The 22,885-nt window shown below is 66.7% G+C and carries 28 protein-coding genes; 6 read left to right on the forward strand and 22 right to left on the reverse strand.

Translation table 11 applies throughout. From position 1 onward, the window contains the following. Positions 1-11: 11 nt before the first annotated feature. The 15 genes from ACEF39_RS04755 to ACEF39_RS04825 form a co-directional block, all read right to left on the reverse strand. Positions 12-278: a hypothetical protein gene (locus ACEF39_RS04755; protein ID WP_089239293.1), complete on the reverse strand. Its 267-nt coding sequence runs from the start codon at positions 276-278 to the stop codon at positions 12-14. A gap of 11 nt (positions 279-289) precedes the next feature. After that, the gene (gene mgtE, locus ACEF39_RS04760; RefSeq protein ID WP_025874026.1) at positions 290-1,651 is read right to left on the reverse strand and encodes a magnesium transporter; all 1,362 of its coding nucleotides are present in this window, start codon (positions 1,649-1,651) and stop codon (positions 290-292) included. A 182-nt stretch (positions 1,652-1,833) separates the two neighbouring features. Beyond that, complete coding sequence (gene ptsP / locus ACEF39_RS04765) at positions 1,834-3,603, reverse strand: phosphoenolpyruvate--protein phosphotransferase (RefSeq protein WP_500287122.1); 1,770 nt, start codon at positions 3,601-3,603, stop codon at positions 1,834-1,836. A 2-nt stretch (positions 3,604-3,605) separates the two neighbouring features. Beyond that, complete coding sequence (locus ACEF39_RS04770) at positions 3,606-3,875, reverse strand: HPr family phosphocarrier protein (RefSeq protein ID WP_025874024.1); 270 nt, start codon at positions 3,873-3,875, stop codon at positions 3,606-3,608. Then, entirely contained in the window at positions 3,868-4,260 is a 393-nt protein-coding gene (locus ACEF39_RS04775) for a PTS sugar transporter subunit IIA (RefSeq protein WP_500287123.1), read from the reverse strand. The genes ACEF39_RS04770 and ACEF39_RS04775 overlap by 8 nt, the downstream gene beginning before the upstream one ends. A 401-nt stretch (positions 4,261-4,661) precedes the next feature. After that, entirely contained in the window at positions 4,662-5,546 is an 885-nt protein-coding gene (rapZ, locus tag ACEF39_RS04780; protein ID WP_500287124.1) for an RNase adapter RapZ, read from the reverse strand. A 27-nt stretch (positions 5,547-5,573) separates the two neighbouring features. After that, on the reverse strand, positions 5,574-6,524 hold the full coding sequence (gene hprK / locus ACEF39_RS04785; protein ID WP_500287125.1) for an HPr(Ser) kinase/phosphatase: 951 nt from the start codon (positions 6,522-6,524) through the stop codon (positions 5,574-5,576). After that, positions 6,521-6,973, reverse strand: coding sequence for a PTS sugar transporter subunit IIA (locus tag ACEF39_RS04790; protein WP_032977285.1), 453 nt, complete (start codon positions 6,971-6,973; stop codon positions 6,521-6,523). Before ACEF39_RS04790 ends, hprK begins: the two co-directional genes overlap by 4 nt. A 21-nt stretch (positions 6,974-6,994) precedes the next feature. Further along, positions 6,995-7,312, reverse strand: coding sequence for a ribosome hibernation-promoting factor, HPF/YfiA family (hpf, locus tag ACEF39_RS04795; protein WP_004147311.1), 318 nt, complete (start codon positions 7,310-7,312; stop codon positions 6,995-6,997). 58 nt (positions 7,313-7,370) lie between these two features. After that, positions 7,371-8,810: an RNA polymerase factor sigma-54 gene (locus tag ACEF39_RS04800; protein WP_500287126.1), complete on the reverse strand. Its 1,440-nt coding sequence runs from the start codon at positions 8,808-8,810 to the stop codon at positions 7,371-7,373. Between the two features lie 40 nt (positions 8,811-8,850). Beyond that, entirely contained in the window at positions 8,851-9,570 is a 720-nt protein-coding gene (gene lptB, locus ACEF39_RS04805; protein ID WP_025874019.1) for an LPS export ABC transporter ATP-binding protein, read from the reverse strand. Then, on the reverse strand, positions 9,570-10,100 hold the full coding sequence (gene lptA, locus ACEF39_RS04810; protein ID WP_500287127.1) for a lipopolysaccharide transport periplasmic protein LptA: 531 nt from the start codon (positions 10,098-10,100) through the stop codon (positions 9,570-9,572). The genes lptB and lptA overlap by 1 nt, the downstream gene beginning before the upstream one ends. 105 nt (positions 10,101-10,205) lie before the next feature. Continuing rightward, positions 10,206-10,781 (reverse strand): LPS export ABC transporter periplasmic protein LptC, encoded by a 576-nt coding sequence (gene lptC, locus ACEF39_RS04815; protein WP_089239303.1) that lies wholly within the window; start codon positions 10,779-10,781, stop codon positions 10,206-10,208. Beyond that, positions 10,778-11,326: a KdsC family phosphatase gene (locus tag ACEF39_RS04820; RefSeq protein WP_500287128.1), complete on the reverse strand. Its 549-nt coding sequence runs from the start codon at positions 11,324-11,326 to the stop codon at positions 10,778-10,780. Before ACEF39_RS04820 ends, lptC begins: the two co-directional genes overlap by 4 nt. Before the next feature lie 66 nt (positions 11,327-11,392). Continuing rightward, positions 11,393-12,394: a KpsF/GutQ family sugar-phosphate isomerase gene (locus tag ACEF39_RS04825; RefSeq protein ID WP_500287129.1), complete on the reverse strand. Its 1,002-nt coding sequence runs from the start codon at positions 12,392-12,394 to the stop codon at positions 11,393-11,395. Positions 12,395-12,448: 54 nt separating this feature from the next. Here ACEF39_RS04825 and ACEF39_RS04830 point away from each other — a divergent pair, with 54 nt between their 5' ends. From ACEF39_RS04830 to ACEF39_RS04840, 3 genes are read left to right on the forward strand one after another with little or no spacing between them, the layout of a single operon-like run. Beyond that, positions 12,449-12,679 (forward strand): BolA family protein, encoded by a 231-nt coding sequence (locus tag ACEF39_RS04830; RefSeq protein WP_025874014.1) that lies wholly within the window; start codon positions 12,449-12,451, stop codon positions 12,677-12,679. 21 nt (positions 12,680-12,700) lie between these two features. Beyond that, positions 12,701-13,975: a UDP-N-acetylglucosamine 1-carboxyvinyltransferase gene (murA, locus tag ACEF39_RS04835; RefSeq protein ID WP_500287130.1), complete on the forward strand. Its 1,275-nt coding sequence runs from the start codon at positions 12,701-12,703 to the stop codon at positions 13,973-13,975. Next, positions 13,972-14,286 carry an EF-hand domain-containing protein gene (locus tag ACEF39_RS04840; RefSeq protein WP_500287131.1) on the forward strand — a complete coding sequence of 105 codons (315 nt, stop codon included), beginning with the start codon at positions 13,972-13,974 and terminating at the stop codon, positions 14,284-14,286. Before murA ends, ACEF39_RS04840 begins: the two co-directional genes overlap by 4 nt. Positions 14,287-14,392: 106 nt before the next feature. On the opposite strand, the gene ACEF39_RS04845 is transcribed toward ACEF39_RS04840, so the two are convergent. The 7 genes from ACEF39_RS04845 to purM all read right to left on the reverse strand — a co-directional run bounded on the left by ACEF39_RS04845 (position 14,393) and on the right by purM (position 19,301). Then, positions 14,393-15,076, reverse strand: coding sequence for a DUF3108 domain-containing protein (locus ACEF39_RS04845; protein WP_500287132.1), 684 nt, complete (start codon positions 15,074-15,076; stop codon positions 14,393-14,395). A 2-nt stretch (positions 15,077-15,078) separates the two neighbouring features. After that, the gene (locus tag ACEF39_RS04850) at positions 15,079-15,876 is read right to left on the reverse strand and encodes a DUF3108 domain-containing protein (protein WP_500287133.1); all 798 of its coding nucleotides are present in this window, start codon (positions 15,874-15,876) and stop codon (positions 15,079-15,081) included. Positions 15,877-15,944: 68 nt separating this feature from the next. After that, on the reverse strand, positions 15,945-16,601 hold the full coding sequence (gene purN / locus ACEF39_RS04855) for a phosphoribosylglycinamide formyltransferase (protein WP_500287134.1): 657 nt from the start codon (positions 16,599-16,601) through the stop codon (positions 15,945-15,947). Next, entirely contained in the window at positions 16,598-17,209 is a 612-nt protein-coding gene (locus ACEF39_RS04860) for a DUF2238 domain-containing protein (RefSeq protein WP_500287966.1), read from the reverse strand. The genes purN and ACEF39_RS04860 overlap by 4 nt, the downstream gene beginning before the upstream one ends. Before the next feature lie 94 nt (positions 17,210-17,303). Next, positions 17,304-17,726, reverse strand: a complete 423-nt coding sequence (locus ACEF39_RS04865; protein ID WP_500287135.1) for a hypothetical protein — start codon at positions 17,724-17,726, stop codon at positions 17,304-17,306. Continuing rightward, positions 17,723-18,220: a hypothetical protein gene (locus ACEF39_RS04870; protein WP_500287136.1), complete on the reverse strand. Its 498-nt coding sequence runs from the start codon at positions 18,218-18,220 to the stop codon at positions 17,723-17,725. The genes ACEF39_RS04865 and ACEF39_RS04870 overlap by 4 nt, the downstream gene beginning before the upstream one ends. Positions 18,221-18,242: 22 nt before the next feature. Continuing rightward, positions 18,243-19,301, reverse strand: a complete 1,059-nt coding sequence (gene purM / locus ACEF39_RS04875) for a phosphoribosylformylglycinamidine cyclo-ligase (protein WP_500287137.1) — start codon at positions 19,299-19,301, stop codon at positions 18,243-18,245. Positions 19,302-19,400: 99 nt separating this feature from the next. On the opposite strand from purM, the gene ACEF39_RS04880 reads away from it, so the two are divergent. Genes ACEF39_RS04880 through hda form a run of 3 tightly spaced genes read left to right on the forward strand, consistent with a single transcriptional unit; the run spans position 19,401 to position 22,422 of the window. Continuing rightward, complete coding sequence (locus tag ACEF39_RS04880; protein WP_500287138.1) at positions 19,401-20,546, forward strand: DUF2066 domain-containing protein; 1,146 nt, start codon at positions 19,401-19,403, stop codon at positions 20,544-20,546. Further along, entirely contained in the window at positions 20,543-21,715 is a 1,173-nt protein-coding gene (locus tag ACEF39_RS04885; RefSeq protein WP_500287139.1) for an AI-2E family transporter, read from the forward strand. The genes ACEF39_RS04880 and ACEF39_RS04885 overlap by 4 nt, the downstream gene beginning before the upstream one ends. Further along, a complete protein-coding gene (gene hda / locus ACEF39_RS04890) occupies positions 21,715-22,422 on the forward strand; it encodes a DnaA regulatory inactivator Hda (RefSeq protein WP_500287967.1) in 708 nt (235 codons plus the stop codon). Before ACEF39_RS04885 ends, hda begins: the two co-directional genes overlap by 1 nt. The last annotated feature ends 463 nt before the right edge of the window (positions 22,423-22,885 follow it).

A 22,885-nucleotide genomic window follows, 5' to 3' on the forward strand; every position in this document is an offset into this window, starting at 1 on the left:
CGTGCGCCGCATCACTGCGGGCGCGGGAAGCTGGCGATGATCTGCAGCTGCTCCTGTGCTTCGGCATTGCCGCCTGCGGCCGCGGCCTGCACCTGCGCCATGTCCGGGTGCAGCACCACCAGCAATGGGTTCTCGCACACCGGGCACACATACTCGGTGGCGTCCTCGTCCAGTTCCATCACCATTGCCCGCGAACTGCCTTTCCACTCGCAGGCGGCACAGGTGTGAGGCTGGTCGCGCCAACCCGGCGCAAAGTAGTTTTCGATTGTCGTTGCCATGGCAGTTCCAGTCAGTGCAGCAGGACCATGGTGGCCAGGCCGAGGAAAGTGAAGAAGCCCATCGAGTCGGTCACCGCGGTCAGGAAGATGCCGCTGGCCAGCGCCGGATCGAAGCCGAAGCGCTTCAGGCCCAGGGGCACCAGCACGCCGGCCAGTGCCGCGAACAACAGGTTGCAGGTCAGCGCGATGGCGATCACGGCCGAGAGCCCGGGCGAGTGGAACCAGGCGAGTACGATCAGGCCCAGTACCGAGCCGAGCACCACGCCATTGAGCAGCGCGACCCGCACTTCTTTCCACAGCAGCGTGCGTGCGTTGGAACTGCCGACCTGGCCGAGCGCCAGACCGCGCACCATCAGCGCCAGCACCTGGGTGCCGGCGTTGCCGCCGAGCCCGGCGACGATCGGCATCAGCACGGCCAGTGCGACCAGCTTGTCGATGGTGCCTTCGAAGTGGCCGACTACGCTGGACGCCAGGAAGGCCGTGCACAGGTTTACCGACAGCCACATCAGGCGGCGCCGCATTGCGCGCCAGACCGGGCTGAACAGATCCTCATCCTCGTCCAGGCCGGCGGCGCCCAGCGCCTGGTGCTCGGCCTGGCCACGGATGATGTCGACCACGTCATCGATGGTGATGCGGCCGATCAGGATGTTGTTGTCATCCACCACCGGCGCGGAGATCCAGTCATGGTCGGAGAACTGCCGCGCCACTTCCTGGTCGCTCTCGCCAACATCGATGGCAGGCTGCTCATCGTCGATCAGGCGGTTGATCGGCGTGGTGTCTTCGTGGGTTACCAGCGAGGCCAATGACACGCGTCCCAGGTACTGATGGCGGCGGCTGACCACGAACAGGTGATCGGTGTGGTCGGGCAGTTCGCCGCGCAGGCGCAGGTAGCGCAGCACCACGTCGACGTTGACGTCGGCGCGCACCGTCACCACGTCCGGGTTCATCAGGCGGCCGGCGCTGTCCTCGGGGTAGGACAGCACCTGCTCCAGGCGCTCGCGGTTCTCGCGGTCCATCGACTTGAGCACTTCGTCGATGACCGTGTCCGGCAGGTCTTCGACCAGGTCGGCCAGATCGTCGATGTCCAGGTCTTCGACCGCGGCGATGATCTCGTCCGGGTCCATGTCCGCGAGCAGGCTCTCGCGCACGTCGTCGCCGACGTGGACCAGTACCTCGCCGTCGTCTTCCGGATCGACCAGGCCCCAGACGATCTCGCGTTTGCCCGGTGGCAGCGATTCGAGCAGGTTGCCGATCTCGGCCGGTGCCAGGGTATTGACCAGACGGCGTACCGGTCCCAGCCGACCGCTGTCCAGTGCATCGGACAGCATCCGCAACTGGCGCGCAGTCTTGTCGTGGCGTACAGCCTCAGCCATCGCAGCTCCCGCGGGATAAGAAAAGCCGCGATCCTTGCAAGGATGCGGCAACAGGGGTGTTCAGCGCGTCATTATCGCAAGGGGATGTTTCAGCGCATACCCCGGCGGCCTGCGGCCACCGGGTGCGGGGTCAGATCCCTTTTCCGCAGGAAAAGGGATCTGACCCCCACGTGCGCGACGCGTCAGGACGCGTCCGCCACCAACGCCAGCCAGCGCTCGATGCCGCGGCGGTCACGCATGCCGAGCAGCTTCGGTGCGCGGGCGCGCAGGGCACCCAGGTCGGCATCACGCACCGCCCGGCGTACTTCCAGCAGGGTGCCCGGGTGCAGGCTGAACTCGGTCAGGCCCAGCGCCAGCAGCAGCGGGGTCATCCGTGCGTCGCCCGCGATTTCGCCGCAGACCGCCACCGGAATGCGATGGCGCGCGCCGGTTTCGATCACCATCTGCAGCAGGCGCAACACGGCCGGGTGCAGCGGCGAATACAGTTCGCCCAGTGCTTCGTTGTTGCGGTCGGCGGCCAGCAGGTACTGCACCAGATCATTGGTGCCAATCGACAGGAAGTCGACCAGGTCGATGAAACTCTCCAGCGCCAGCGCGGCGGCGGGTACTTCGATCATCGCACCCAGCGGTACATGCTCGGCCACCATGTGGCCCTCGGCGCGCAGCTGCTCGCCCAGCTTCAGCATGCGCCGGCGTACCGCCAGCAGTTCGTCGCGGGTGCTGACCATGGGCACCAGCACGCGCAGCTTGCCGTAGGCCGAGGCCCGCAGGATCGCGCGCATCTGGGTGTCGGCCACCTTGGGCCGGGCCAGCGACAGGCGCACGCCGCGCAGACCCAACGCCGGGTTTTCCTCGTTGCTCAGGGTCAGGCCGGTGCGGTCGGCCTTGTCTGCACCCAGGTCGAGGGTGCGGATGGTCACCGGGCGGCCACTCATGCCCAGTGCCGCATCGCGGTAGGTCTGGAACTGCTCTTCTTCGTCCGGCAGTTCGTTGCGCTGCAGGAACAGGAATTCGGTGCGGTACAGGCCCAGGCCGTGGGCGCCCAGCGCATGCGCCTGGGTCACATCTTCCAGCGATTCGGCGTTGGCCAGCAGGGCGATGTCGACCTGGTCGCGGGTACGGCTGGGCTTGCTGCGCAGGCGGCCGAGCTCGCGCTGCTCGCGCGCGTGCTCCTTCAGGCGTGCGCGGTAGTCACGCAGGTTGTCGGCCTGCGGGTTGACGGTGATGCTGCCGTCGGCGCCATCGATGATCAGCACATCGCCGTCGATCACCTTGCTCAGCAGCTGCGGCACGTTGACGATCAACGGCAGGTGCAGGCTGCGGGCGAGGATCGCACTATGCGAAAGCGCGCTGCCCGCGCTGGTGACGATGCCGACCACACCGTGCGATTGCAGCTGGGCCAGCTCGGAAGGGGCGATGTTGTCGCAGACCAGGATTTCGCCGGCCAAGCCCTTTACCGCTGCCGGGCGCTCGGGCTGCAGGAAGGCATGGATGCGCCCGATCACATGGTCGAGGTCGTCCATGCGGCTCTTCAGGTAGGCATCGTCCATGCCATCGAAGACTTTGGCCAAGCGGTCGCGCTGCAGGCGCAATGCATAGCCGGCACTGTAGGGACCACTGCGGATCAGTTCGTCCAGGCCGAACAGCAGTTCGGGATCGTCCAGCAGCAGTGCATGCAGGTCGAGGAACTCGCCCACTTCCTGGTTCAGCGCACCATGCAGGCGCTGTCGCAGCTCGTGCATTTCCGTGCGCGCCGCGTCCACGGCGCGGTGCAGGCGCGCCAGCTCGGATTCAATCTGGGAAGGGGTGACGCGCTGTTCGGCTACTTCCAGTGCATGCGGCAGGCGCACGCGGGCGCGGCCCATTGCCGTACCGCGGGCGGCGCCGTGTCCGGCCAGCAGCTGTACCGGCCGTTGGCCGGTGGGGGCTTGGCCGGCGCGCGCGCGCGGCACGCTCAGTTGTCCTCGTCGAAGCGGCGCTCGAACAGGTCGACCACCGCGTCCATCGCCGCGACTTCGTCTTCGCCGTTGATGCGGATGGTGACCGGTGTGCCTTGCCCTGCCGCCAGCAGCATTACGCCCATGATGCTCTTGGCGTTGATCTCACGGCCCTTGGCGGCCATGGTCACGTTGCAGCGGAACGGCGCCAGGGTCTGCACCAGCTTGGCGGTGGCCCGGGCATGCAGGCCCAGGCGGTTGCTCACAGTGAGTTCTCGTTCAAGCATCGTCGACTATCGCTCCATTACGGGTGCCCGCCGCCGCAGTGGCAGGCAGTTGATCCAGTCCCTGTTCCGGATAATTCATCACCCGCAGCAACATCGGCAGACTCAGCGCCGACACCCGGCGAACCGGGGTTCCCAACCGGGCCAGCTGCCCGGCAAGGTTGGCAGGGCTGGCGCCGTACAGGTCGGTCAGGATCAGTACGCCCTCACCCCCATCGACCCGCCGCAGAGCGGCCGAGGCGGGCGGGAGCAGAGCATCCAGGTCTGCGTCGAACGGTACTTCGAAAGCTTCGGTTTTCAACGGCAACTGCCGCAGAAGCCGGGTCGCCACGTCGAGCAGGGCGATCCCGACCCCAGGATGTGTTACGAGGAGAATGCCACAGGTCATTACTGCACGTTAACAGGTCAAGGTGAATTGGCGATAGCAGCAGGAGAGGGGCACTGTGTCCCGTATTCAGTGTTGCTCGGGTCGGAGCCCTTTTTCGTTGAAAAAGGGCTCCGACCCCATCCGTTTTTCGATGCCTGACAGAGATCCATCCACGCATGGCGTGGATCTACCGTGTCGACCAAGGTCGACACCCACCAACAGCAGCGGAAATCTGTCAGAGGTGGGGCGGTGTGGGGCTGCAGGACCGTTGGCGCCAAGGATGGCGCCATCGAGCCCCCAGGGACGGGTTTACGGCGCGTCCTGCAGCCCCACACCGCCCCGCATCCCACGAAATGCAGGCGTTTGACGTTGACGTTGCCGTGGTTTCTGCGGGTGCCGGGCGCAGCCCGGCCGACCCCCCCTCAATCCTGCTCGCGGTGGTACGTCGCCACGTCTTCCCAGCCCATCTCACGCGCATGGCGGGCCAGTCGTTCGGCCAGGAACACCGAGCGGTGCTTGCCACCGGTACAGCCGAAGGCCACCGTCACATAGCTGCGGGTGCCATCGCCCAGCTTGGGCAGCCAGGTATCCAGGAAATCCATCAGCTGCGCCAGGTAGCGCTGCACATCCGGCTGCGCTTCCAGGTAGTCGCGCACGCCGGGTTCGCGACCGCTCAGCGCGCGCAGTTCCGGATCCCAGTGCGGATTGGGCAGCACGCGCGCGTCGAACACGAAGTCGGCCTCGGCCGGCACGCCGCGCTTGTAGGCGAATGATTCGAACAGCAGCGACAGGCGGGTGGCATGGCCCATCGCGAATTCGGTGATGATCCGGCGCCGCAGCTGATGCACGTTCAACGCACTGGTATCGATCACCGCATCGGCTTCGCGGCGCAGCGGCGCGATCAGTTCGCGCTCGCGGGCGATCGCTTCCGGCAACGACAGGCCCAGCTGGCTCAGCGGGTGCCGGCGACGGGTGTCGGCATAGCGCTTGAGCACCGTTTCGTCGTTGGCCTCGAAAAACAGCACCTTGGCGTCCACTCCGGCATCGGTAGCCAGCTGCCGCCAGCTGGACAACTGGGTCAGGTCGCTTTGCCCACGTACATCAATGCCCACCGCCAACCGGCGCGATGTCGCGCCGTCGTGGTGGCTCAGCACATTGCGCACGAAATCCGGCAGCAGCTGGATCGGCAGGTTGTCCGAGCAGTAGTAGTCCTGGTCCTCGAAGGTCTTCAGGGCGACGGATTTACCCGAGCCGGACAGGCCGCTGACGATGATCAGGGTCGGGGCGGTGGGACTGACGGTGCTCATGGACGGGCTCTTCGAAGGGCAGGGAGGTCAGGGCGCTCGCCGTTCCAGCAGGTTGCTGTGGCGGGCGATGAACATCGCCGCCGGGTCGATACCCTTGGTACGCAGAATGTGCAGGCGGGTGGCCGCCTCGGTCAGAACGGCCAGGTTGCGGCCGGGCATCACCGGCAGGGTGATCAGCGGCACGTCCAGGTCCAGCACGTGCCGCGTGCCCGAGTCGCCGGTCAGGCGCTCATAACCATGGGGGGTGGGCTCGGTCATCGGCTTGGTCAGGTGGACGATCAGCCGAAGGTACTTGTTCTTCTTTACAGCGGTGTCGCCAAACATCTCGCGCACGTTCAGCACGCCCAGGCCGCGCACTTCCAGCAGGTCCTGCAGCAGCTCCGGGCAGGTGCCATCGAGCACGTCGGGGGCGATCTGGGTGAACTCGGGGGCGTCGTCGGCCACCAGGCGGTGGCCGCGGCTGAGCAGTTCCAGGGCCAGCTCGCTCTTGCCCGATCCAGCTTCACCGGTGATCAGCACGCCGATGGAATAGATCTCCATGAACACGCCATGCAGGATCACCCGCGGCGCCAGCGTCCGGGCCAGATGGTAGGACAGATGGTTGAGCAGTTCGTGGCCGCGCTTGGGCGACAGCCACAGCGGCGTGCCGGATTCATCGGCGGCCGCGCGCAGGTCTTCCGGGCACGGCTGGTTGCGGGTCAGCACCAGCGCCAGTGGGTGCGACTGCATGATTTTCTCGATGGTCTCCCAGCGCTGGCGTGGTTCCAGCGCGTCCAGCCAGGACAGTTCCTCGGTACCTAGGATCTGTACCTTGTTGGGATAGATCGCATTGAGATAGCCGGCCAGTGAAGGGCGTCGCGAGACCGTATTGCCGGCCTCCAGCTCGCGCTTCTCGCCGGATTTGCCCGCTGCCCAACGCAGGCCGAGCCGCTCACGCTGCTGTTCGAACAGTTCGCGGGCAGTGATGCTGGTATTCATGCGGCGCTCGCCGGTGGGGTCAGGTCCAGGGCCTGGCGCAGCTCCCGTGCGTCGCCGGCTTCGCGCAGCGCCTGGCGGATGCAGGGCGCGGAAAACAGCTCGGCCAGCTCGGACAGCAGCATCAGGTGTTGATGGGTGTAGTGGGCGGGAACGGCCATGGCGAACACCAGGTCCACCGGCTCGTCGCCACCGAAATCGACCGGGGTCTGCAGACGCAGCAGCGCGCCACGGGGGCGATCCAGGGTCGGCGCACGACCATGCGGGATGGCGATGCCGTAGCCGATCGCGGTACTGCCCAACGCTTCGCGCTGGCACAGGTTGAGATAGATCTGTTCGGCGTTGGCCTGGCGGCAGGCCAGCAATCCGGCCGCGGCCTGCAGGACGCTGTCGCGGTCGGTGGCCGTGCAGAGCTGGGTCTGCACGGCCGCCAGGAGGTCAGTCAGGGGCATGTCTGCGGGGAGCGGTGGCGATCAGCCACCATTGTCGCCCACCGGCAGCGGTGCGTGCTGCTGTTTTTTCTCCTTGTGCTTGATCACCAGGCGGTCAAGCTTGTCCGCCAGCAGGTCGATTGCCGCATACATGGTCTGCGCATTGGCTTCAGCGTGCAGGGTCTGACCCGGAATATTGAGGCTGGCATCGACGTGGTGTTCAGTCTTCTGCAGCTTGAGGGTCACCCGCGCTTCGCAGTGCTGGTCGAAGTGTTTGCCGATCCGGGCCAGCTTCTCCTCTACATAGGACTGCAGGGCCGGGGTGACTTCGACATCTTTGCCAAACGTTTCGATGCGCATCGGGTTTCTCCTTTGATCGGATGTGCCAATGAACCTCTCCGCCGGGCGCGGCGGCGCGTCAAACGATTCTGACTCTTTCGTGCGAGGCGGAGATGTTCATGGCCTCACGATACTTCGCCACGGTACGCCGCGCTACTGGGATTCCCGATGTTTTGAGCAGGTCAGCCAGCTTGGCGTCAGAAAGCGGCTTGCGTGGGTTCTCGTCATCGATCAGGCGCCGGATCATGGCCTGGATGGCGGTGCTGGACGCTTCGCCACCGCCGTCGGTGTCGATGCCCGAGGCGAAGAAGGCGCGCAGCGGCAGGGTGCCGCGTGGCGTACGCACGTGCTTGCGGGCGATCGCGCGCGACACGGTGGATTCGTGCAGGCCCAGTTCGCCGGCGATCTCGCGCAGGGTCAGCGGGCGCAATGCCTGTTCGCCGAATTCCAGGAAGCCGGCCTGTTGCTGGATCAGGCTTCGCACTACCCGCAGCAGCGTCTCGCCCCGCGCCTGCAGGCCCTTCAGCAGCCAGCGCGCCTCCTGCAGCTGGCCGCGCAGGTACCCGGCATCGGCGTCACCGCAGCGGCGGATCATCTGCTCGTAACCGCGGTGGATCACCAGCCTGGGGCCGGCATGGGCGGCCAACGCAGCGCGCCAGATGCCATTCTGCCGCCATACGACCACGTCGGGCACCACGTAGGTGTCCTGGGCCAGCGGGGCGATCTGGGTGCCGGGGCGCGGGTCCAGCGAGCGCAGCAGGGCCACGGCGGTCTCGACCTCGACCAGCGGCTGTTTCAGCTGCTGGGCCAGGCCGGTCACGCCCGAGCGCGGCAATTGTTCCAGTGGGCCGGCAGCAACCTGCCGGGCCAGGGCCAGGCACGGGGTATCGGCAGGAAGCACGTCCAGCTGCAGTTGCAGGCATTCGCCAAGGCTGCGTGCGGCCACGCCAACGGGGTCGAAGCGCTGGATCTGGTGCAGCACGGTCAGGATTTCGTCTTCGCCGGCGTGGATCGCCGGCAGCAGCGCTTCGGCGATGGCCGAGAGCGGCTCGCGCAGATAGCCATCGTCTTCCAGCGAGTCGATCAGTGCCGCCCCGATGCTGCGGTCGCGGTTGGACAGGTGGGTCAGGTGCAGCTGCCACAGCAGGTGATCGGCCAGGGTTTCGGTTTCGGCGACGCGTTCGGCAGCACTGCCGTTGTCGTCGTCATCATCGAAATTACCGCCGCTGCCGCCACTGCTCCAGTCCAGTTCGGCGGGCGCCCAGTCGTCGCCACTGCTTTCAGTGTTGTCAGGCGGGGCGTCATTGTCGCCGCCCGCGTCGTCGCTGCTGCCGTCATTGTCGACACCGGCGCCTTCGTCGCTGCTGTCGGACCAGTCCAGCAGCGGATTGCTCTCCACCGCCTGGGCGATTTCCAGCTCCAGCTCGGTCGTGGACATCTGCAGCAGTTTGATCGCCTGCTGCAGCTGGGGCGTAAGCACCAGCTGCTGTCCCAACGATGTCTGCAGCCGAGTCTTCATGCCTGTGCCGAACGGAAGGGAGAGGGCCCGGCGGCCGCGGTTACAGCTTGAAGGAATCCCCAAGGTAGACGCGGCGCACGTCGGCGTTGTCCAGGATCGCCTCCGGCGAGCCCTGGGCCAGTACCGTGCCCTCAGCGAGGATATACGCGCGGTCGCAGATTCCCAAGGTCTCGCGCACGTTGTGGTCGGTGATCAGCACACCGATGCCGCGTTGCTTGAGATGGGTGACGATGCGCTGGATTTCGCCGACCGAGATCGGGTCGACACCGGCGAAGGGTTCATCGAGCAGGATCAGGCGCGGCTTGGCGGCCAGTGCACGGGCGATCTCGCAACGACGGCGCTCACCGCCGGACAGGCTGGCGCCGAGCTGTTCTGAAACGTGCCCCAGCTGCAGTTCGTCGAGCAGGCTGTTCAGTTCGCGCTCGCGGCCAGCCGAATCCAGATCCTCGCGCAGTTCCAGCACCAGGCGCAGGTTGTCGGCCACGGTCAGCTTGCGGAACACCGACGGTTCCTGCGGCAGGTAACCCACGCCCTGCTTGGCGCGGGTGTACATCGGGTCGCCGGTGATGTCCTTGCCGTCCAGCACGATGCTGCCGGCATCGGCTCCGACCAGGCCGACGATCATGTAGAAGCAGGTGGTCTTGCCGGCACCGTTGGGACCGAGCAGGCCGACCACTTCACCGGCGTCCAGGGTCAGCCCGAAGTCCTTGACGACTTCGCGCTGCTTGTAGCGTTTGCGCAGGCCAGTGGCGACGAGCATTACTTCTTGCCTCCCGCCGGCGTCGCAGCCGGGGCGGCCGCAGGCGTCTTGTTCTTCGGCGGTATCACGGTGCGCACGCGGCTGCCATCGCCGCCGGAGTTCATTTCGCCGCTGCGGGTGTTGTAGACCATACGCTGGCCGGCATTGGTGCCGCGCGCGCTGGTGACCTTGTAGTTGCCGGTCAGGGTGATGATCTCGGTGGTGATGTCGTAGTCGATCCGGTCGGCCACCGCATCCATCCAGCTGCCATCGTCGAGCTGCTGCTTCATCTTGGCCTGCTTGCCGGTGAACACCGCACGCACCGCTTCGCCGCCCTTGAGATAGATCTCGGCCTCGGACGAACGCAGGTCCAGGGTGCCCTGGGTGATGATCACGCCACCGGACAGCACGGTCTTGCCATCACCGGTGAGGGTGCCGGACTGCGCGCCGGAATCAATGTTCATCGCTTCATTGCGGTCGGTCGACTTGGCAAAGGCGACAGCGGGGACAAGAAGACTGAGTGCGAGCACGGCTGCAAAGGGAATCTTCATCGGGGTCCGTTCTACCGGTGGTGGCCCTCCGGCGGGACCGGGGGCTGCGGGTGGGGGCTGCCTGCTTCGCGCCTGTCGGGAAGACGTCGCGGGCGGGCGGCGGAATCAGCGCTTGGGCGTGTAACGGCCCTTGGACTGGCTGAGGAAATGATACGTGTTGTTCTTCGAATCCACCTCGAACCCGACGCCGGACTGCTCCATGCCCGGGCGGGTCATGGTCACCAGGGCATCGGTACGGGCGCGGTTGTCCTTCGGGAACACGTCCAGGTGGTCGGTGCGGAAGGTGGTCGGGACCACGCCGGGATCGGCCGGGCTGTCGCCGGCGACGTTGCCCCGCAGCTTCATCTCGTCACCCTTGGCACTGAGCCAGCCGGTCTCGGCGCGCAGCGTCCAGTGCTTGCCGTCCTTGTCGGGCATTTCGAACAGTGGGGTGGTGATGTTGAGCGTCTGGTCGCCACGCTGGCGTTCCAGCAGGGGCGCGCGCAGGGTGGTCGATTCCTTGCCGTGTTCGTCCAGGGCGACGATCTGGAAGTCGTGCAGGATGTAGTCCACACCGGCGTCCTGGCCCTCGACGACAGGTGCCTTTTCACGGTTGCGCAGCGCGGCCCAGCTGCTCAGCAGGGCCGCCAGCAGCAGGCCCACGCCGAGGATCATCCGCCAGTTCAAGGTGGGGGCATTCATGCGCCGAACCTCGCCAGCACGGCGTCCAGGCGGCCCTGCGCGGCCAGCAGCACGTCGCACAGCTCGCGCGCGGCACCACGGCCGCCGTCGGCGCGGGTGATCCAGTGCACGCGCTCGGCGATCCACGGATGGGCATTGGCCGGGGCCACGGCCAAGCCGACCGCGCCCAGCGGCGCCAGGTCCGGCAGGTCGTCACCCATGAAGGCCACCTGCTCCAGGCCGATGCCGTGCTGCGCGCACAGCGCCTGCACGCTGGCCAGCTTGTCGCCGACGGCAATCTGGGTGTCGATGCCCAGGTCGGCGCCGCGCTTGAGCGCGGACTGGCTGTTGCGCGCGGTGATCAGCACGGGGTGGATACCGTGCTGCTGCAGCAGTTTCAGGCCCAGGCCATCCTGCACGAAGTACGCCTTGCTCTCGTTGCCATCCTTGTCGTAGTACAGCCGACCGTCGGTGAGGGTGCCGTCCACGTCGAAGCAGGCCAGGCGGATACCGGCCGCAACGGCATGCAGGTGGGCGGGGAAGGCGGGCAGGGGGGACCAGGGCATCAGGGCATCGGACTCGGTGGTTGCGGGCTCGTTGGTACAGACTGAATGGGGTCTACGGACTGTCGGTTAAACCACCCGGGCCCGCAACAGGTCATGAATGTTCAGGGCGCCGACCGCGCGGCCCTGGCTGTCGACCACGATCAGACCGGTGATCTTGTGGGTTTCCATCAGCCGGGCAGCCTCTACCGCCAGCTTGTCGGCGCTGATGGTGCGCGGTTGCCGGGTCATCACATCGGCGATCCTGGCGGTGCGCACGTCCAGATCGGTGTCCAGCGCGCGGCGCAGGTCGCCGTCGGTGAACAGGCCGATCAGCACGCCCTGGTCGTCGACCACGGCGGTCATGCCCAAGCGCTTGCGGCTCATCTCCATCAGCGCTTCGCTGAGGCTGGCGCCGACATCGACCTTGGGCAGGTCCTCACCGGTGTGCATGACGTCGGTGATGTGCAGCAGCAGGCGGCGGCCGAGGCTGCCGGCCGGGTGCGAGCGGGCGAAATCGTCGGCAGTGAAGCCGCGTGCATCCAGCAGGGCAACCGCCAGCGCGTCTCCCATCGCCAGCGAGGCGGTGGTGCTGGAGGTGGGCGCCAGCGCCAGCGGGCAGGCTTCGGCCGGCACGCTCACATCCAGGTGGAAATCGGCGGCGCTGGCCAGGCTCGACTGCGGCCGGCCGGTCATGGCGATCAGCACATTGCCCTGGCGCTTGAGCACCGGCAGCAGCATCAGCAGCTCATCCGATTCGCCCGAATAGGACAGGGCCAGCACCACGTCGTCCTCGGTGATCATGCCCAGGTCACCGTGGCCGGCCTCGCCCGGATGCACGTAGAACGCCGGGGTGCCCGTGGAGGCCAGGGTGGCGGCGATCTTGCGTGCCACATGGCCGGACTTGCCCATGCCGGTGGCGACCACCCGGCCGCGGCTGCCCAGGATCGCCCGGCAGGCCTGCTGGAACGCGTCGCCGAGGCGGTCGGCCACGGCGTCCAGCGCCTGCCGTTCGATCTCGAACACGCGGCGGCCACTGGCGACCAGGGCGGCAGGGTCGACGGAACGGGGGGGCAACAGGGATTCAGCCATGCGGACGCCACGCAGCGGAAGTAGAATGGACGCACATTTTATTAGGAAAGCCCGTTGGACGCCGACACCATCCGCAATCTGATCGAAACCGGCCTGCCCGGCGCCCGCGCCGACGTGCAGGGTGACGATGGCGTGCATTTCGAAGCGACCGTGGTCAGCGAGGCCTTTGCCGGCAAGCTGCCGCTGGCCCGCCACCGGATGGTGTATGCCACTCTGGGCGACCTGATGGGCGGCGCGATCCACGCGCTCGCATTGAAAACCGTGACCCCGGCCGAAGCCGGCTGAACCGCAGAAGATCCCCAATACATGGCCAAGATCGTTGTGACCGGCGGCGCTGCGCTGCACGGTGAAGTTAGCATCTCCGGCGCCAAGAACGCCGTCCTCCCCATCCTGTGCGCGACCCTGCTGGCCGACGCGCCGGTGGAGATCACCAACGTGCCGCATCTGCACGATGTGGTCACCACGGTGAAGCTGCTGGGCGAACTGGGCGCGAACGTGACCATCGACCAGGGCACGCTGTCGCGTGGCAGTGCGATCGTGGTCGACCCGCGTCCGGTCAACCAGCATGTGGCGCCGTATGAGCTGGTCAGGACCATGCGCGCCTCGATCCTGGTGCTGGGCCCGCTGCTGGCCCGCTTCGGCGCGGCCGAAGTATCGCTGCCCGGCGGCTGCGCGATTGGTTCGCGCCCGGTCGACCAGCACATCAAGGGCCTGCAGGCACTCGGTGCCGACATCGTGGTCGAGAACGGCTTCATCAAGGCCACCGCCAAGCGCCTGAAGGGTGGCCACTTCACCTTCGACATGGTCAGCGTGACCGGTACCGAGAACGTGCTGATGGCCGCAGTGCTGGCCGAAGGCACCACCATCCTCGACAACGCAGCGATGGAACCGGAAGTCACCGACCTGGCGCAGTGCCTGATCGCACTGGGCGCGAAGATTGAAGGCCTGGGCACCGCCCGCCTGGTCATCGAGGGCGTCGAACGCCTGTCCGGTGGCCGCCATGAAGTGCTGCCCGACCGCATCGAAACCGGCACCTTCCTGGTAGCCGCCGCGATGACCGGCGGCAAGGTCACCGTCAACCGTGCGCGCCCGAACACCATGGACGCGGTGCTGGCCAAGCTGGTGGAAGCTGGTGCGACCATCGAGACCAGCGAAGACAGCATCACCCTGGACATGCACGGCAAGCGGCCGAAGGCGGTCAACCTGACCACCGCGCCGTACCCGGCGTTCCCGACCGACATGCAGGCGCAGTTCATGGCGCTCAACTGCGTAGCCGACGGCGTGGGCGTGATCAACGAAACGATCTTCGAGAACCGTTTCATGCACGTCAACGAACTGCTGCGCCTCGGCGCGGACATCCAGGTGGAAGGCCACACAGCCATCGTGCGTGGTCACGAACGCCTGAGCGGTGCACCGGTGATGGCGACTGACCTGCGCGCATCGGCGTCGCTGATCCTGGCCGGCCTGATGGCCGATGGCGATACCACCATCGATCGCATTTACCACCTTGATCGCGGCTACGAGAACATCGAAGAGAAGTTGTCTTCGCTCGGCGCCACCATCCGGCGCGTGGCCGCATGATCCTGCGCGGCAGGTTCAGCCGTCGCCGCAAGGCGCTGCTGGTGCTGGTGCTGATCGTACTGGCGTGGCTGGGCTACGCCTGGTACGCCAACATCGCCATCACCAAGGGCATCGAGCAGAAGGACATGGACTGGAATGGCGATGGCACGGTAACCCGTGACGAGATCATCCAGTCGTTCTACGCGGTGGCGGTCAACGACAGCCAGGACGGCAACCGCCATTGCCGCACGTTCGTGCGCCGATCCTCGGGCGAGCAGATCCGGGTGGACTGCCGCACCGAGTTCAAGCCGGCGGAAGCGCCGAAGAAATAAAAAAAACGCCCGCGAAAGCGGGCGTTTTTCATTTGGTAGTGCCGGCCGCTGGCCGGCAACCCCACGAATGGATGCCGGCCAGCGGCCGGCACTACCGATTCGTGCGTCAGTTCATCGCCTTGATGGTCAGGTCCAGCGCATCGCGGCCGCTTTCACGCTGCAGCATGCGCGCCGGCACCGGGAACTCCGGCACGATCCAGGCAATCAGCTCCTTGTTGCCGTCGACGCGCGAGACCTTGGTCGCCTCGTAGCTCTTGCCGCCGACGGTGACCGCTTCCTTGCCCACCACGCGGTAGGTCATGTTCTTGATGCGGCCCTCGTCGACCATGCGATAGGTCAGCGGCTTGCCGGCAGCCAGGTCGCGGGCGATGGCCAGGTTGATCAGCAGCGCGTCCATGTCGCCGGCCTTCAGGGCGATCGGTCCGGCGCGGTCCGGTTTGATGTCGCCGGTCCAGGTGGCCTGATTGCTGGTCCAGTTGTAGTTCGCCTGCACATTGCGCTTCTTCACCAGCAACGCCGAGCGATCCTGGCTGCTGAGCGGGCGCAGCTGCCCGCGCACTTCCTCGAACACCGTGCTCTGGCTCAGGTCGGCCAGCTGGTTCTTGACCTGCAGGCTGTAGCGCCACTTGTTGGTGCCTTCGCTGGCCAGGGTCATGCTGCCATTGGCCTGCATGCCCATGTAGCTGGCCAGGTAGTCGGCCTTGAACGGCTGCAGGGCCATGGCCGGCAGGCTGACCACCGACAATGCGGCAGCGGCGATCCAGGTCAGGGGGCGGGTCAGGGTGTTCATGCTCAGACTCCTTGGTATTCGATCAGGCGCAGATCGACGCGATCTTCGCCGTCTTCGCGTTGCAGGATGCGCACCGGGGTGGGGACACCGTTGGCGATCCAGAGAATGGTTTCGTTGTTGCCGCCGTTGGTCCGATAGACCCGCAGCGCGTTGTAGGACAGGTCGCCGACCTCGACGTTCTCGGTCTGCGGCGCGGCCTGGTAATCGTGCTGGCGCACTTTGCCCATGTCGACGTAGCGATAGTGCATGGCCGCGCCGGGACGCGCGTCGCGCATGATCGCCAGGTTGATCAGCAGCGCGCTCTGGTCGCCGGCCTGCAGTGGAATCGGCTGCGCGCGATCCTTCTTCACGTCGCCGCTCCACTGCGCGGTGCCGGCCTGCCAGTTGTAGGTGCCGACGGCCTTCTTGCCCAGGAACAGGCCCTTGCGTACCGTGCTCTGGCTGAGTGGCGCATAGACACCGTTGCGCTCTTCGAACACCGTGCTCTGCTCGATGTTCAGGCCGAGCACGCTGGCAAAGCCGCGACGGCCGACCACCTGCATGTCCACCCGCCACTGGCTGCCGCCGGTGTGGGTGACTTGCATGGTTGCATCGCCCGCTTCCTTGCCCTTGTAGAACGCCTGGTAGGTCGCGCTGAACGGCTGCAGCGGCGGCGGCTCCCAGGCCAGGGCAGGCAACACCGGCGGTGCCACCTCGGCAGGTGCCGGCGCAGCAGGCGCTGTTGCCTGGCCCCAGCCCGCACAGGCGAGGACGGCAAGCGGCAGCAGCAGAGTTGTACGCAGCAGGGACGAGGTCTTCATGGCCGACAGGAACCGCAGGAGGGGGGCAGGATGCCAGCCCCGCAGTCAGCGGGGCGTGTGCACGGGCGTTACCGGTTCAGGTTTCCGGCGGAATCTAGAGCCAAGGGGCTAAACAGGGGGTGACCATCGAGTGTCGGCTGGCCTTCCCGTTCAGCCAGGCGGCCTGCACAGAGCAGCTCCAGGGTCGCGATCAGCAGGGGGTGCTCCACCGCAAGCACGCGTTCGGCCAGGGTCTGCGCGTCATCGCCGGCAAGCACCGGAACCCGGGCCTGCGCCAGCACCGTGCCGGCATCCAGTTCCGGCACCACCAGGTGCACGCTGGCACCGTGCTCGACGTCACCGGCCTCAAGCGCCCGTGCATGGGTGTGCAGGCCCTTGTGCAGCGGCAGCAGCGAGGGATGGATGTTGACCAGACGGCCATTGAACCGCTGCACGAAATCGGCACCAAGGATGCGCATGTAGCCAGCGCAGACGATCCAGTCCGGAGCGGCCGCTGCCAGCGCATCACCCAGTGCCAGCTCGTAGGCGGCGCGGTCGCTGAATTCCTTCGGTGCATGTCCCCAGCGTCGATCCGTTGCCACCCGCTCCAGCGCGGTCGCATCGGGACGATCAGAGAACACACCGACAACCTCGGCCTGCAGCCGCCCTGCAGCGATGGCATCAACAATGGCCTGCAGGTTGCTGCCGCGGCCGGATGCCAGCACAGCGATGCGGTAGATGTTCATCGCCCCGGGCTCCGGCGCACCAACGGCCACAGCAACAGGCTGCCCAGGGTCGCCAGCAGCATGTCCGCATGCGCGTCCCACATGTCGCCCTGCTGACCGTTGTAGGCCTCGGCTGCTTCCGGCGACAGGGCAAGGGCGATGCCCCATTCCAGCCACTCATACACCAGGCTGGAACACATCACCGCCATCAGTGCCAGGGTGAATGCCTGGCCGATGCGCAGCGCAGGCCAGGCATGTCGCGCCAGCTGCAGCAACGCCGGGGTGAAGCAGACGCCATAGAGGAAGTGGATCAGGCGATCGAAGTGGTTGCGCTGCCAGCCAAAGGCTGCGTCCGGCGACCATCCCAGCAGCGCCTGCAGCCAGGCGTCATACGGCACGTTGGAATACAGCCAGCGCGCGGCCACGCAGTGGATGGCGATGAAGCCGCAGATGGCAATGAACGCACCGTTGCCCAGCTGCAAGCGCCGGTCCACCCACCATAGGGCGAGCAGGCCGATCACGGTCAGCGAGCTGTGCAGCGTCTGCTCGAGCGGCCACAGCGGATGGATCCAGGTTGCGGCGAATATGCCCAGCACCGCGACCAGGGCGGCCTTCTTCGATGCCGACAGTGAGTGGGTGACGCGGTTGCGGGCGAGCGTGGGGGCAGCGGGCATGGACATGTCGGAGCGATCAGCAGAAGGGACGGAACATGCGCCTGCCAGCTCAGACGCTGACGTGGTCGCCGCGGTCGAACAGTGCAGCGATCTCCGGCTTGCGCAGGAAATACACCGCGTAGGCAGTCAGCGCCATGCCCAGCGGGCCGGCAAGCACTGCTGCCCAGGCCGCGGCGCGACACCAGGGCAGGTTGCTGCGCTGGCCAAGCAGGCGCGCGGTGCGCAGCTGCAGGAAGCCCAGCCCGATGGCCAGCAGCGACACCGCGCCGTACACCGTCGCCAGCACCGCGCCGTCATCCATGCCGCGTTCGAAGGCGACAATGCCGACAAAACCGAGGAATACCAGCGCTGCCAGCCAATGGAAGCCTGCCAGTGCGTAGAACAGGATCTTCAGGTTGTGCAGGTGGCTGGTGGTCTGCAGATCGGCCAGGGTCTGCCTGGGCAGCGGCGGTGGGTTCAGTCCATCGTTCATGCCACACCCGCCTGGCCAGCGAAGGCGGCTTTCACCTGCGGGCGCAGCAGCACGACCAGGGTGAACACGCCGAGGATGGTGCCGATGGGGGTGAACAGGCACGACAGCCCCGCCACGATCATGCACAACAGGTAGCGGCGCTGCTGCGACAGGCAGCGGCCGGCATAGGCGACGAAGCCGGCCAGGGTCAGCCCGCCAAGCACGATGCAGATGCCCATCACGGTGAACAGCCAGCCGACGAACTGCTGCTCTTCCGGCGATGACGGTTCGCCGCCGGGCTTCATCGGCAGCGAGCCGGACAGCATGGCGATGCCCAGCACGATGTGCAGGATGAAGATCAGCGAGAACACCGCCATCAGGCCAGCGACCACGTAGTGGCCGATCGCCAATTGGCGCAGCTGGGTGGCGTCCTGAGGGCCGAACACCGGCACGGCCGCGTTCGGCGGCAGCACCGGCGGAGCCGGTGGCGGCGACAAGGGAGGGGATGCGTCCATGCGGGTTCCTTTGTCCAGTGGATCAGGCGATGTGGACGCGCTCGCCGCCCTGGGCGGTGACCACCTGGCCGATCGTCCAGTGCTCCAGGGCCTGCGCCTTGACCGCAGCGGACACGGCCTCCAGCTGGTCCGGGGCCACGATCAGCACGAAGCCGATGCCGCAGTTGAAGGTGCGCCACATCTCGCTGTCGGCCACTGCGCCTTCCTTCTGCAGCCACTGGAACACCGGCGGCAGGGTCCACGACGAGGCCTGGATGTCCAGGCCGAGGCCTTCGGGCACCACGCGGATGATGTTCTCGGTCAGGCCGCCACCAGTAATGTGGGCCATACCGTGGATGGCATCGCCATGCGACTTCAGCAGCGACAGGATCGGCTTGACGTACAGGCGGGTGGGGGCCATCAGCGCATCGACCAGCTTGACCCCGCCTTCCAGCTCCAGTTCGGCCGGGCGGCCGGCGCGGTCGTAGATGCGACGGACCAGCGAATAGCCGTTGGAGTGCGGGCCGGACGAGGCGATGCCGATCAGCACGTCGCCGGCGGCGACATGAGCACCGTCCTTCAGCTCGCTCTTTTCGACTGCAGCAACGGTGAAGCCGGCCAGGTCGTACTCGCCCGGCGCGTACATGTCGGGCATCTCGGCGGTTTCGCCGCCAATCAGGGCGCAGCCGGCCTCGGTGCAGCCATTGGCGATGCCGCCCACGACTGCCGCGGCGGTGTCGATGTCCAGCTTGCCGGTGGCGAAGTAGTCCAGGAAGAACAGCGGCTCGGCGCCCTGCACCAGTACGTCGTTCACGCACATGGCGACCAGGTCGATGCCGATCGTATCGTGGCGGTTCAGCTGGTGGGCCAGCTTCAGCTTGGTGCCGACGCCGTCGGTGCCGGACACCAGGACCGGCTCGCGGTACTTGTTGGACAGGTCGAACAGGGCGCCGAAGCCGCCCAGGCCGCCCATCACCTCCGGACGGAAGCTGCGCTTGACCAGGGGCTTGATCCGCTCGACCAGCTCGTTGCCGGCGTCGATGTCGACACCCGCGTCACGGTAGGTGAGGGGGGAAGGGGCGGAAGACGGGCTGTTGGTCACGGGCGTCGGCGCTGGCAGGGGTTGAATCGCCGATTTTAACAGGCCGCATTGGCGCAAAGGCCGTATTCGGGCAACAATTCCCCCGGATACGTCGAGCCAATGGATGTCCTGATGCGCCGCAGCCCGTTTTTGACCCTGCTCCTTGCGCTGTGCTTGCCGGTGGCCACGATGGCCCAGAGCGGCATGCGAACCGAAGGGGATGTTGCCACTGCCAGTGGTGCGTACGAGGCCGAAGTGCCCGTCAACAGCCAAGCCGAGGCTGACCGCAACGGCGCACTTGCCCGCGCGTTGAGCGTGGTACTGGGTAAATTGTCCGGTGATCGCAGCGTCATGTCCCGCCCCGGCGTGGTCCAGGCGTTGCGTAATGCCAAGGACTACGTGGCCAGCTACGACTACAAGCAGGACCAGAGCGTGGGCGCCAGCGGTGCGCCGAGCTTCCGTACCCTGTTGGTCGCCCGCTTCCGCGAGGATGACGTGGACGGTCTGGTGTCGGCCCTGGGCCTGCCGCTGTGGCCGCAGCCACGACCGAAGCCGGTGCTGTGGCTTGCCGTCGATGATGGCAGCGGTCCGCGTCTGGTCAGCGTGCAGCAGGCCAACGCCGCGCGGCCGCTGCTGAGCCGGGCCATCGAGCGCGGCTACAAGCTCGGCCTGCCCAGTGGTGGCGCCGCCGAGCAGGCTCTGGCCGGTGCCATCTGGCGCCAGGACAGCGCCGCTGTCGCCCGGGCCTCGTCTCGCTATTCGCCGCCGATGCAGCTGATCGGCAAGCTCTACCGCGCCAATGGCGGCTGGCAGGCGGACTGGGTGTTCGTCGACAACGGTCGTGAACTGAACAAGTGGACCAGCAAGGACGCCAACGCGATGCGCGCGATGGCCGCCGGTGCCGATGGCGCTGCCGACGCGCTGGTCAAGCGTTACGCCAAGGCCGGTGCGGCCACCGGCCAGGCGGGCACCTACCGCGTGGTGGTGACTGGCATCAATAGCGCGGATGAATACCTGCGCCTGGCTGCCGGCCTGCGTGAAGTGGCGGTGGTGCGCAACGTCACCCCGCTGCGCGCGACTGCCGATCATCTGGAACTGAATCTGGAAATGACCACCGGCCTGGCCGGTTTCAACCGCATGCTCGGCGACAACGGCGTGCTGGTGCCGTCGGCGACACTGCCGGCCCTGCCGACGCCGATCGACGATACGACCGGTGCACCGGCACCGGTACCGGCGCCGGTCAGCAACGAGTACCGCCTGCGATGATCCTGTCCCCGGAAGCGGAAATCGCGCAGTTCCTGCGTAGGCTGAAGTACATCCTGCTGGCCGGTCTGATCGGCTGGATCGTCTGGCTGCTGGCACCGATCCTGACCCCGTTCGTGCTGGCGCTGGCGCTGGCCTGGCTGGGCGATCCGCTGGTGGACCGCATCGAGGCCACCGGCCGCTCGCGCATGACCGGTGTGGTGCTGGTGTTCGTGGCGATGGTGCTGGTCATCACCGCATTGCTGCTGGTGCTGGTGCCGATGATCGAGCGCCAGATCACCACCCTGATCGCAGCGGCACCGCAGGCGCAGGCCTGGCTGATGCAGAAGGGCATTCCCTGGTTCGAGCAGAAGACCGGGTTGGAAGTGATGCAGTGGCTGGATCCGGACCGTGTTATCGAATGGGTGCGCAGCCATTGGCAGCAGGCCGGCGGATTCGCCACGACCTTCATGGGCTACGTATCGCGCTCGGGCTTCACGGTGGTCACCTGGGTGGTCAACCTGTTGCTGCTGCCGATCCTGGCGTTCTACTTCCTGCGTGATTGGGACAAGCTGGTCGAGCGCGTGGCATCGGTGATCCCGCGCAACCAGATCGGCACGATCACCACGCTGGCACGTGAATCCAATGAAGTGCTCGGTGCGTTCATCCGCGGGCAGTTCCTGGTGATGCTGGCGCTGGGCGTGATCTATGCCGGTGGCCTGTCGCTGGTCGGGCTCAAGCTGGGCCTGCTGATCGGCCTGATCGCCGGCCTGATCAGTTTCATCCCCTACCTGGGGGCGACCACCGGCATCGTGATGGCAATCGTGGCCGCGCTGGTGCAGGCGCAGGGGTTCGACCTGAAGCTGCTGATCCTGGTGGGCGTGGTGTTCACCGTCGGCCAGCTGCTGGAGAGCTACGTGCTGACTCCGCGTATCGTCGGCGACAAGATCGGCCTGCACCCGGTGGCGGTGATCTTCGCGGTGATGGCCGGTGGCCAGCTGTTCGGCTTCCTGGGCATGCTGCTGGCGCTGCCGGTGGCGGCGGTGACCAACGTCCTGTTGCGCTATGCGCACCAGCGCTACCGGCAGAGTGAGCTGTATGCCGGCGAGAAGCCCGCGATCGTGCTTGATGGGGTGATCGACCAGCCCCATATCATCGTGCCTGGCAACGACAAGGGTCCGGAACTGAAGTGATTGGTGTGCCGCAACTTCCGCTGGCCCTGCATTACCCGCGGGACCAGCGTCTGGAGAGCTTCATCGGTGCGCCGGACGGCGCGCTGGCGCAGCTGCGTGCCATCGCGGTAGGGGCCAGCCACGATTGGATCTACCTGGAAGGCGCGGCCGGCACCGGCAAGACCCATCAGGCGCTGGCGATGTGTTCCAGCGCCGAGCAGGCCGGGCGCCTGCCGACCTACGTGCCCCTGCCCAGTGTGGTTGGCCGGGTGCGGGTGGCGCTGGAAGGACTGGAGCTGCGCGAGCTAGTGGCGCTGGATGGGTTGGATGCGGTAGCGGGCAACCGCGAGGACGAGATCGCGCTGTTCGATTTCCACAACCGGGCGCGTGCTGCCGACGTGACGGTGCTGTACACCGCGCAGAAGTCGCCCGGTGAACTGGGCCTGGTGTTGCCGGACCTGCGTTCGCGCCTGGGCCAATGCGTGCGTGTGCTGCTGCAGCCGCTGGACGAGGAAGGGCGCGCGGCGGTGCTGCGCGAGCGCGCGCTGCGCCGTGGGCTGGCGATTGACGAGGCCGCCATCGAGTGGCTGCTGTCGCACACCGGGCGCGAGCTGGGTGGGCTGATCACGCTGCTGGACTGGCTGGATCGCGAATCGCTGGCGGCGAAGCGGCGGATCACCGTGCCGTTCCTGCGCCAGGTACTGGAAGAAGGCCGTCCTCGTTACTGAGGGGTGTTGAGTTTTAGGCAGGGCTGCGCCCTGCACCCTGAAGCCGAAGCAACGTCAACGTCAACGTCAACAGCAAAAGCTCGCTATCCGTGGGATGGCGGGGTGGCTCAGGTCGCGGGGGACGGCGCAAGTACGTCCATGTAGCCTCGGTCGCGCCATCCATGGCGCTCACGCCCCCGCAACCTGAGCCACCCCGCCTTCGACAGTTGGCCGCGGCTGTGGGTAGGTGTCGACCTTGGTCGACACGTAGATCCACGCCATGCGTGGATGAGACTTTCCGGGGAAGAATTGCCTTGGATCTGACGTGCTCCGCTTGTGGTGGGTGACGACCGTTGGTCGTCACCAGAGCAAGCGCAGCGAAGCGAGCCGCTTCTGCTTTTCTCTCTTTCTTCCGTGGTTGGACGCACACGGAAACTGTCAGAGGCCGGGCGGGGTGGGTTGCGCAGGGGCGTGAGCCGCATGG

Source organism: Stenotrophomonas indicatrix (genome assembly GCA_041545745.1).
GTDB lineage: Bacteria > Pseudomonadota > Gammaproteobacteria > Xanthomonadales > Xanthomonadaceae > Stenotrophomonas > Stenotrophomonas indicatrix_A.

Excerpts from the sequence above, each read along its gene's own strand:
- ACEF39_RS04885 (WP_500287139.1), top strand. The coding sequence starts at position 20,543 with ATGATCCTGTCCCCGGAAGCGGAAATCGCGCAGTTCCTGCGTAGGCTG.
- ACEF39_RS04880 (WP_500287138.1), top strand. The coding sequence starts at position 19,401 with ATGGATGTCCTGATGCGCCGCAGCCCGTTTTTGACCCTGCTCCTTGCG.
- ACEF39_RS04845 (WP_500287132.1), bottom strand. The coding sequence starts at position 15,076 with ATGAACACCCTGACCCGCCCCCTGACCTGGATCGCCGCTGCCGCATTG.
- ACEF39_RS04790 (WP_032977285.1), bottom strand. The coding sequence starts at position 6,973 with ATGCCCCTGACTGACCTCCTGGCGGCCGTGCAGACCCAGCTCTGCACG.
- ACEF39_RS04755 (WP_089239293.1), bottom strand. The coding sequence starts at position 278 with ATGGCAACGACAATCGAAAACTACTTTGCGCCGGGTTGGCGCGACCAG.
- ACEF39_RS04800 (WP_500287126.1), bottom strand. The coding sequence starts at position 8,810 with ATGAAGACTCGGCTGCAGACATCGTTGGGACAGCAGCTGGTGCTTACG.
- mgtE (WP_025874026.1), bottom strand. The coding sequence starts at position 1,651 with ATGGCTGAGGCTGTACGCCACGACAAGACTGCGCGCCAGTTGCGGATG.
- ACEF39_RS04870 (WP_500287136.1), bottom strand. The coding sequence starts at position 18,220 with ATGGACGCATCCCCTCCCTTGTCGCCGCCACCGGCTCCGCCGGTGCTG.
- ACEF39_RS04825 (WP_500287129.1), bottom strand. The coding sequence starts at position 12,394 with ATGGCTGAATCCCTGTTGCCCCCCCGTTCCGTCGACCCTGCCGCCCTG.
- ACEF39_RS04770 (WP_025874024.1), bottom strand. The coding sequence starts at position 3,875 with ATGCTTGAACGAGAACTCACTGTGAGCAACCGCCTGGGCCTGCATGCC.
- purN (WP_500287134.1), bottom strand. The coding sequence starts at position 16,601 with ATGAACATCTACCGCATCGCTGTGCTGGCATCCGGCCGCGGCAGCAAC.
- lptC (WP_089239303.1), bottom strand. The coding sequence starts at position 10,781 with ATGAATGCCCCCACCTTGAACTGGCGGATGATCCTCGGCGTGGGCCTG.
- ACEF39_RS04850 (WP_500287133.1), bottom strand. The coding sequence starts at position 15,876 with ATGAAGACCTCGTCCCTGCTGCGTACAACTCTGCTGCTGCCGCTTGCC.
- lptA (WP_500287127.1), bottom strand. The coding sequence starts at position 10,100 with ATGAAGATTCCCTTTGCAGCCGTGCTCGCACTCAGTCTTCTTGTCCCC.
- rapZ (WP_500287124.1), bottom strand. The coding sequence starts at position 5,546 with ATGAGCACCGTCAGTCCCACCGCCCCGACCCTGATCATCGTCAGCGGC.
- murA (WP_500287130.1), top strand. The coding sequence starts at position 12,701 with ATGGCCAAGATCGTTGTGACCGGCGGCGCTGCGCTGCACGGTGAAGTT.
- ACEF39_RS04775 (WP_500287123.1), bottom strand. The coding sequence starts at position 4,260 with ATGACCTGTGGCATTCTCCTCGTAACACATCCTGGGGTCGGGATCGCC.
- ACEF39_RS04820 (WP_500287128.1), bottom strand. The coding sequence starts at position 11,326 with ATGCCCTGGTCCCCCCTGCCCGCCTTCCCCGCCCACCTGCATGCCGTT.
- hprK (WP_500287125.1), bottom strand. The coding sequence starts at position 6,524 with ATGAATACCAGCATCACTGCCCGCGAACTGTTCGAACAGCAGCGTGAG.
- ACEF39_RS04865 (WP_500287135.1), bottom strand. The coding sequence starts at position 17,726 with ATGAACGATGGACTGAACCCACCGCCGCTGCCCAGGCAGACCCTGGCC.
- ACEF39_RS04840 (WP_500287131.1), top strand. The coding sequence starts at position 13,972 with ATGATCCTGCGCGGCAGGTTCAGCCGTCGCCGCAAGGCGCTGCTGGTG.
- lptB (WP_025874019.1), bottom strand. The coding sequence starts at position 9,570 with ATGCTCGTCGCCACTGGCCTGCGCAAACGCTACAAGCAGCGCGAAGTC.
- hpf (WP_004147311.1), bottom strand. The coding sequence starts at position 7,312 with ATGCGCATCGAAACGTTTGGCAAAGATGTCGAAGTCACCCCGGCCCTG.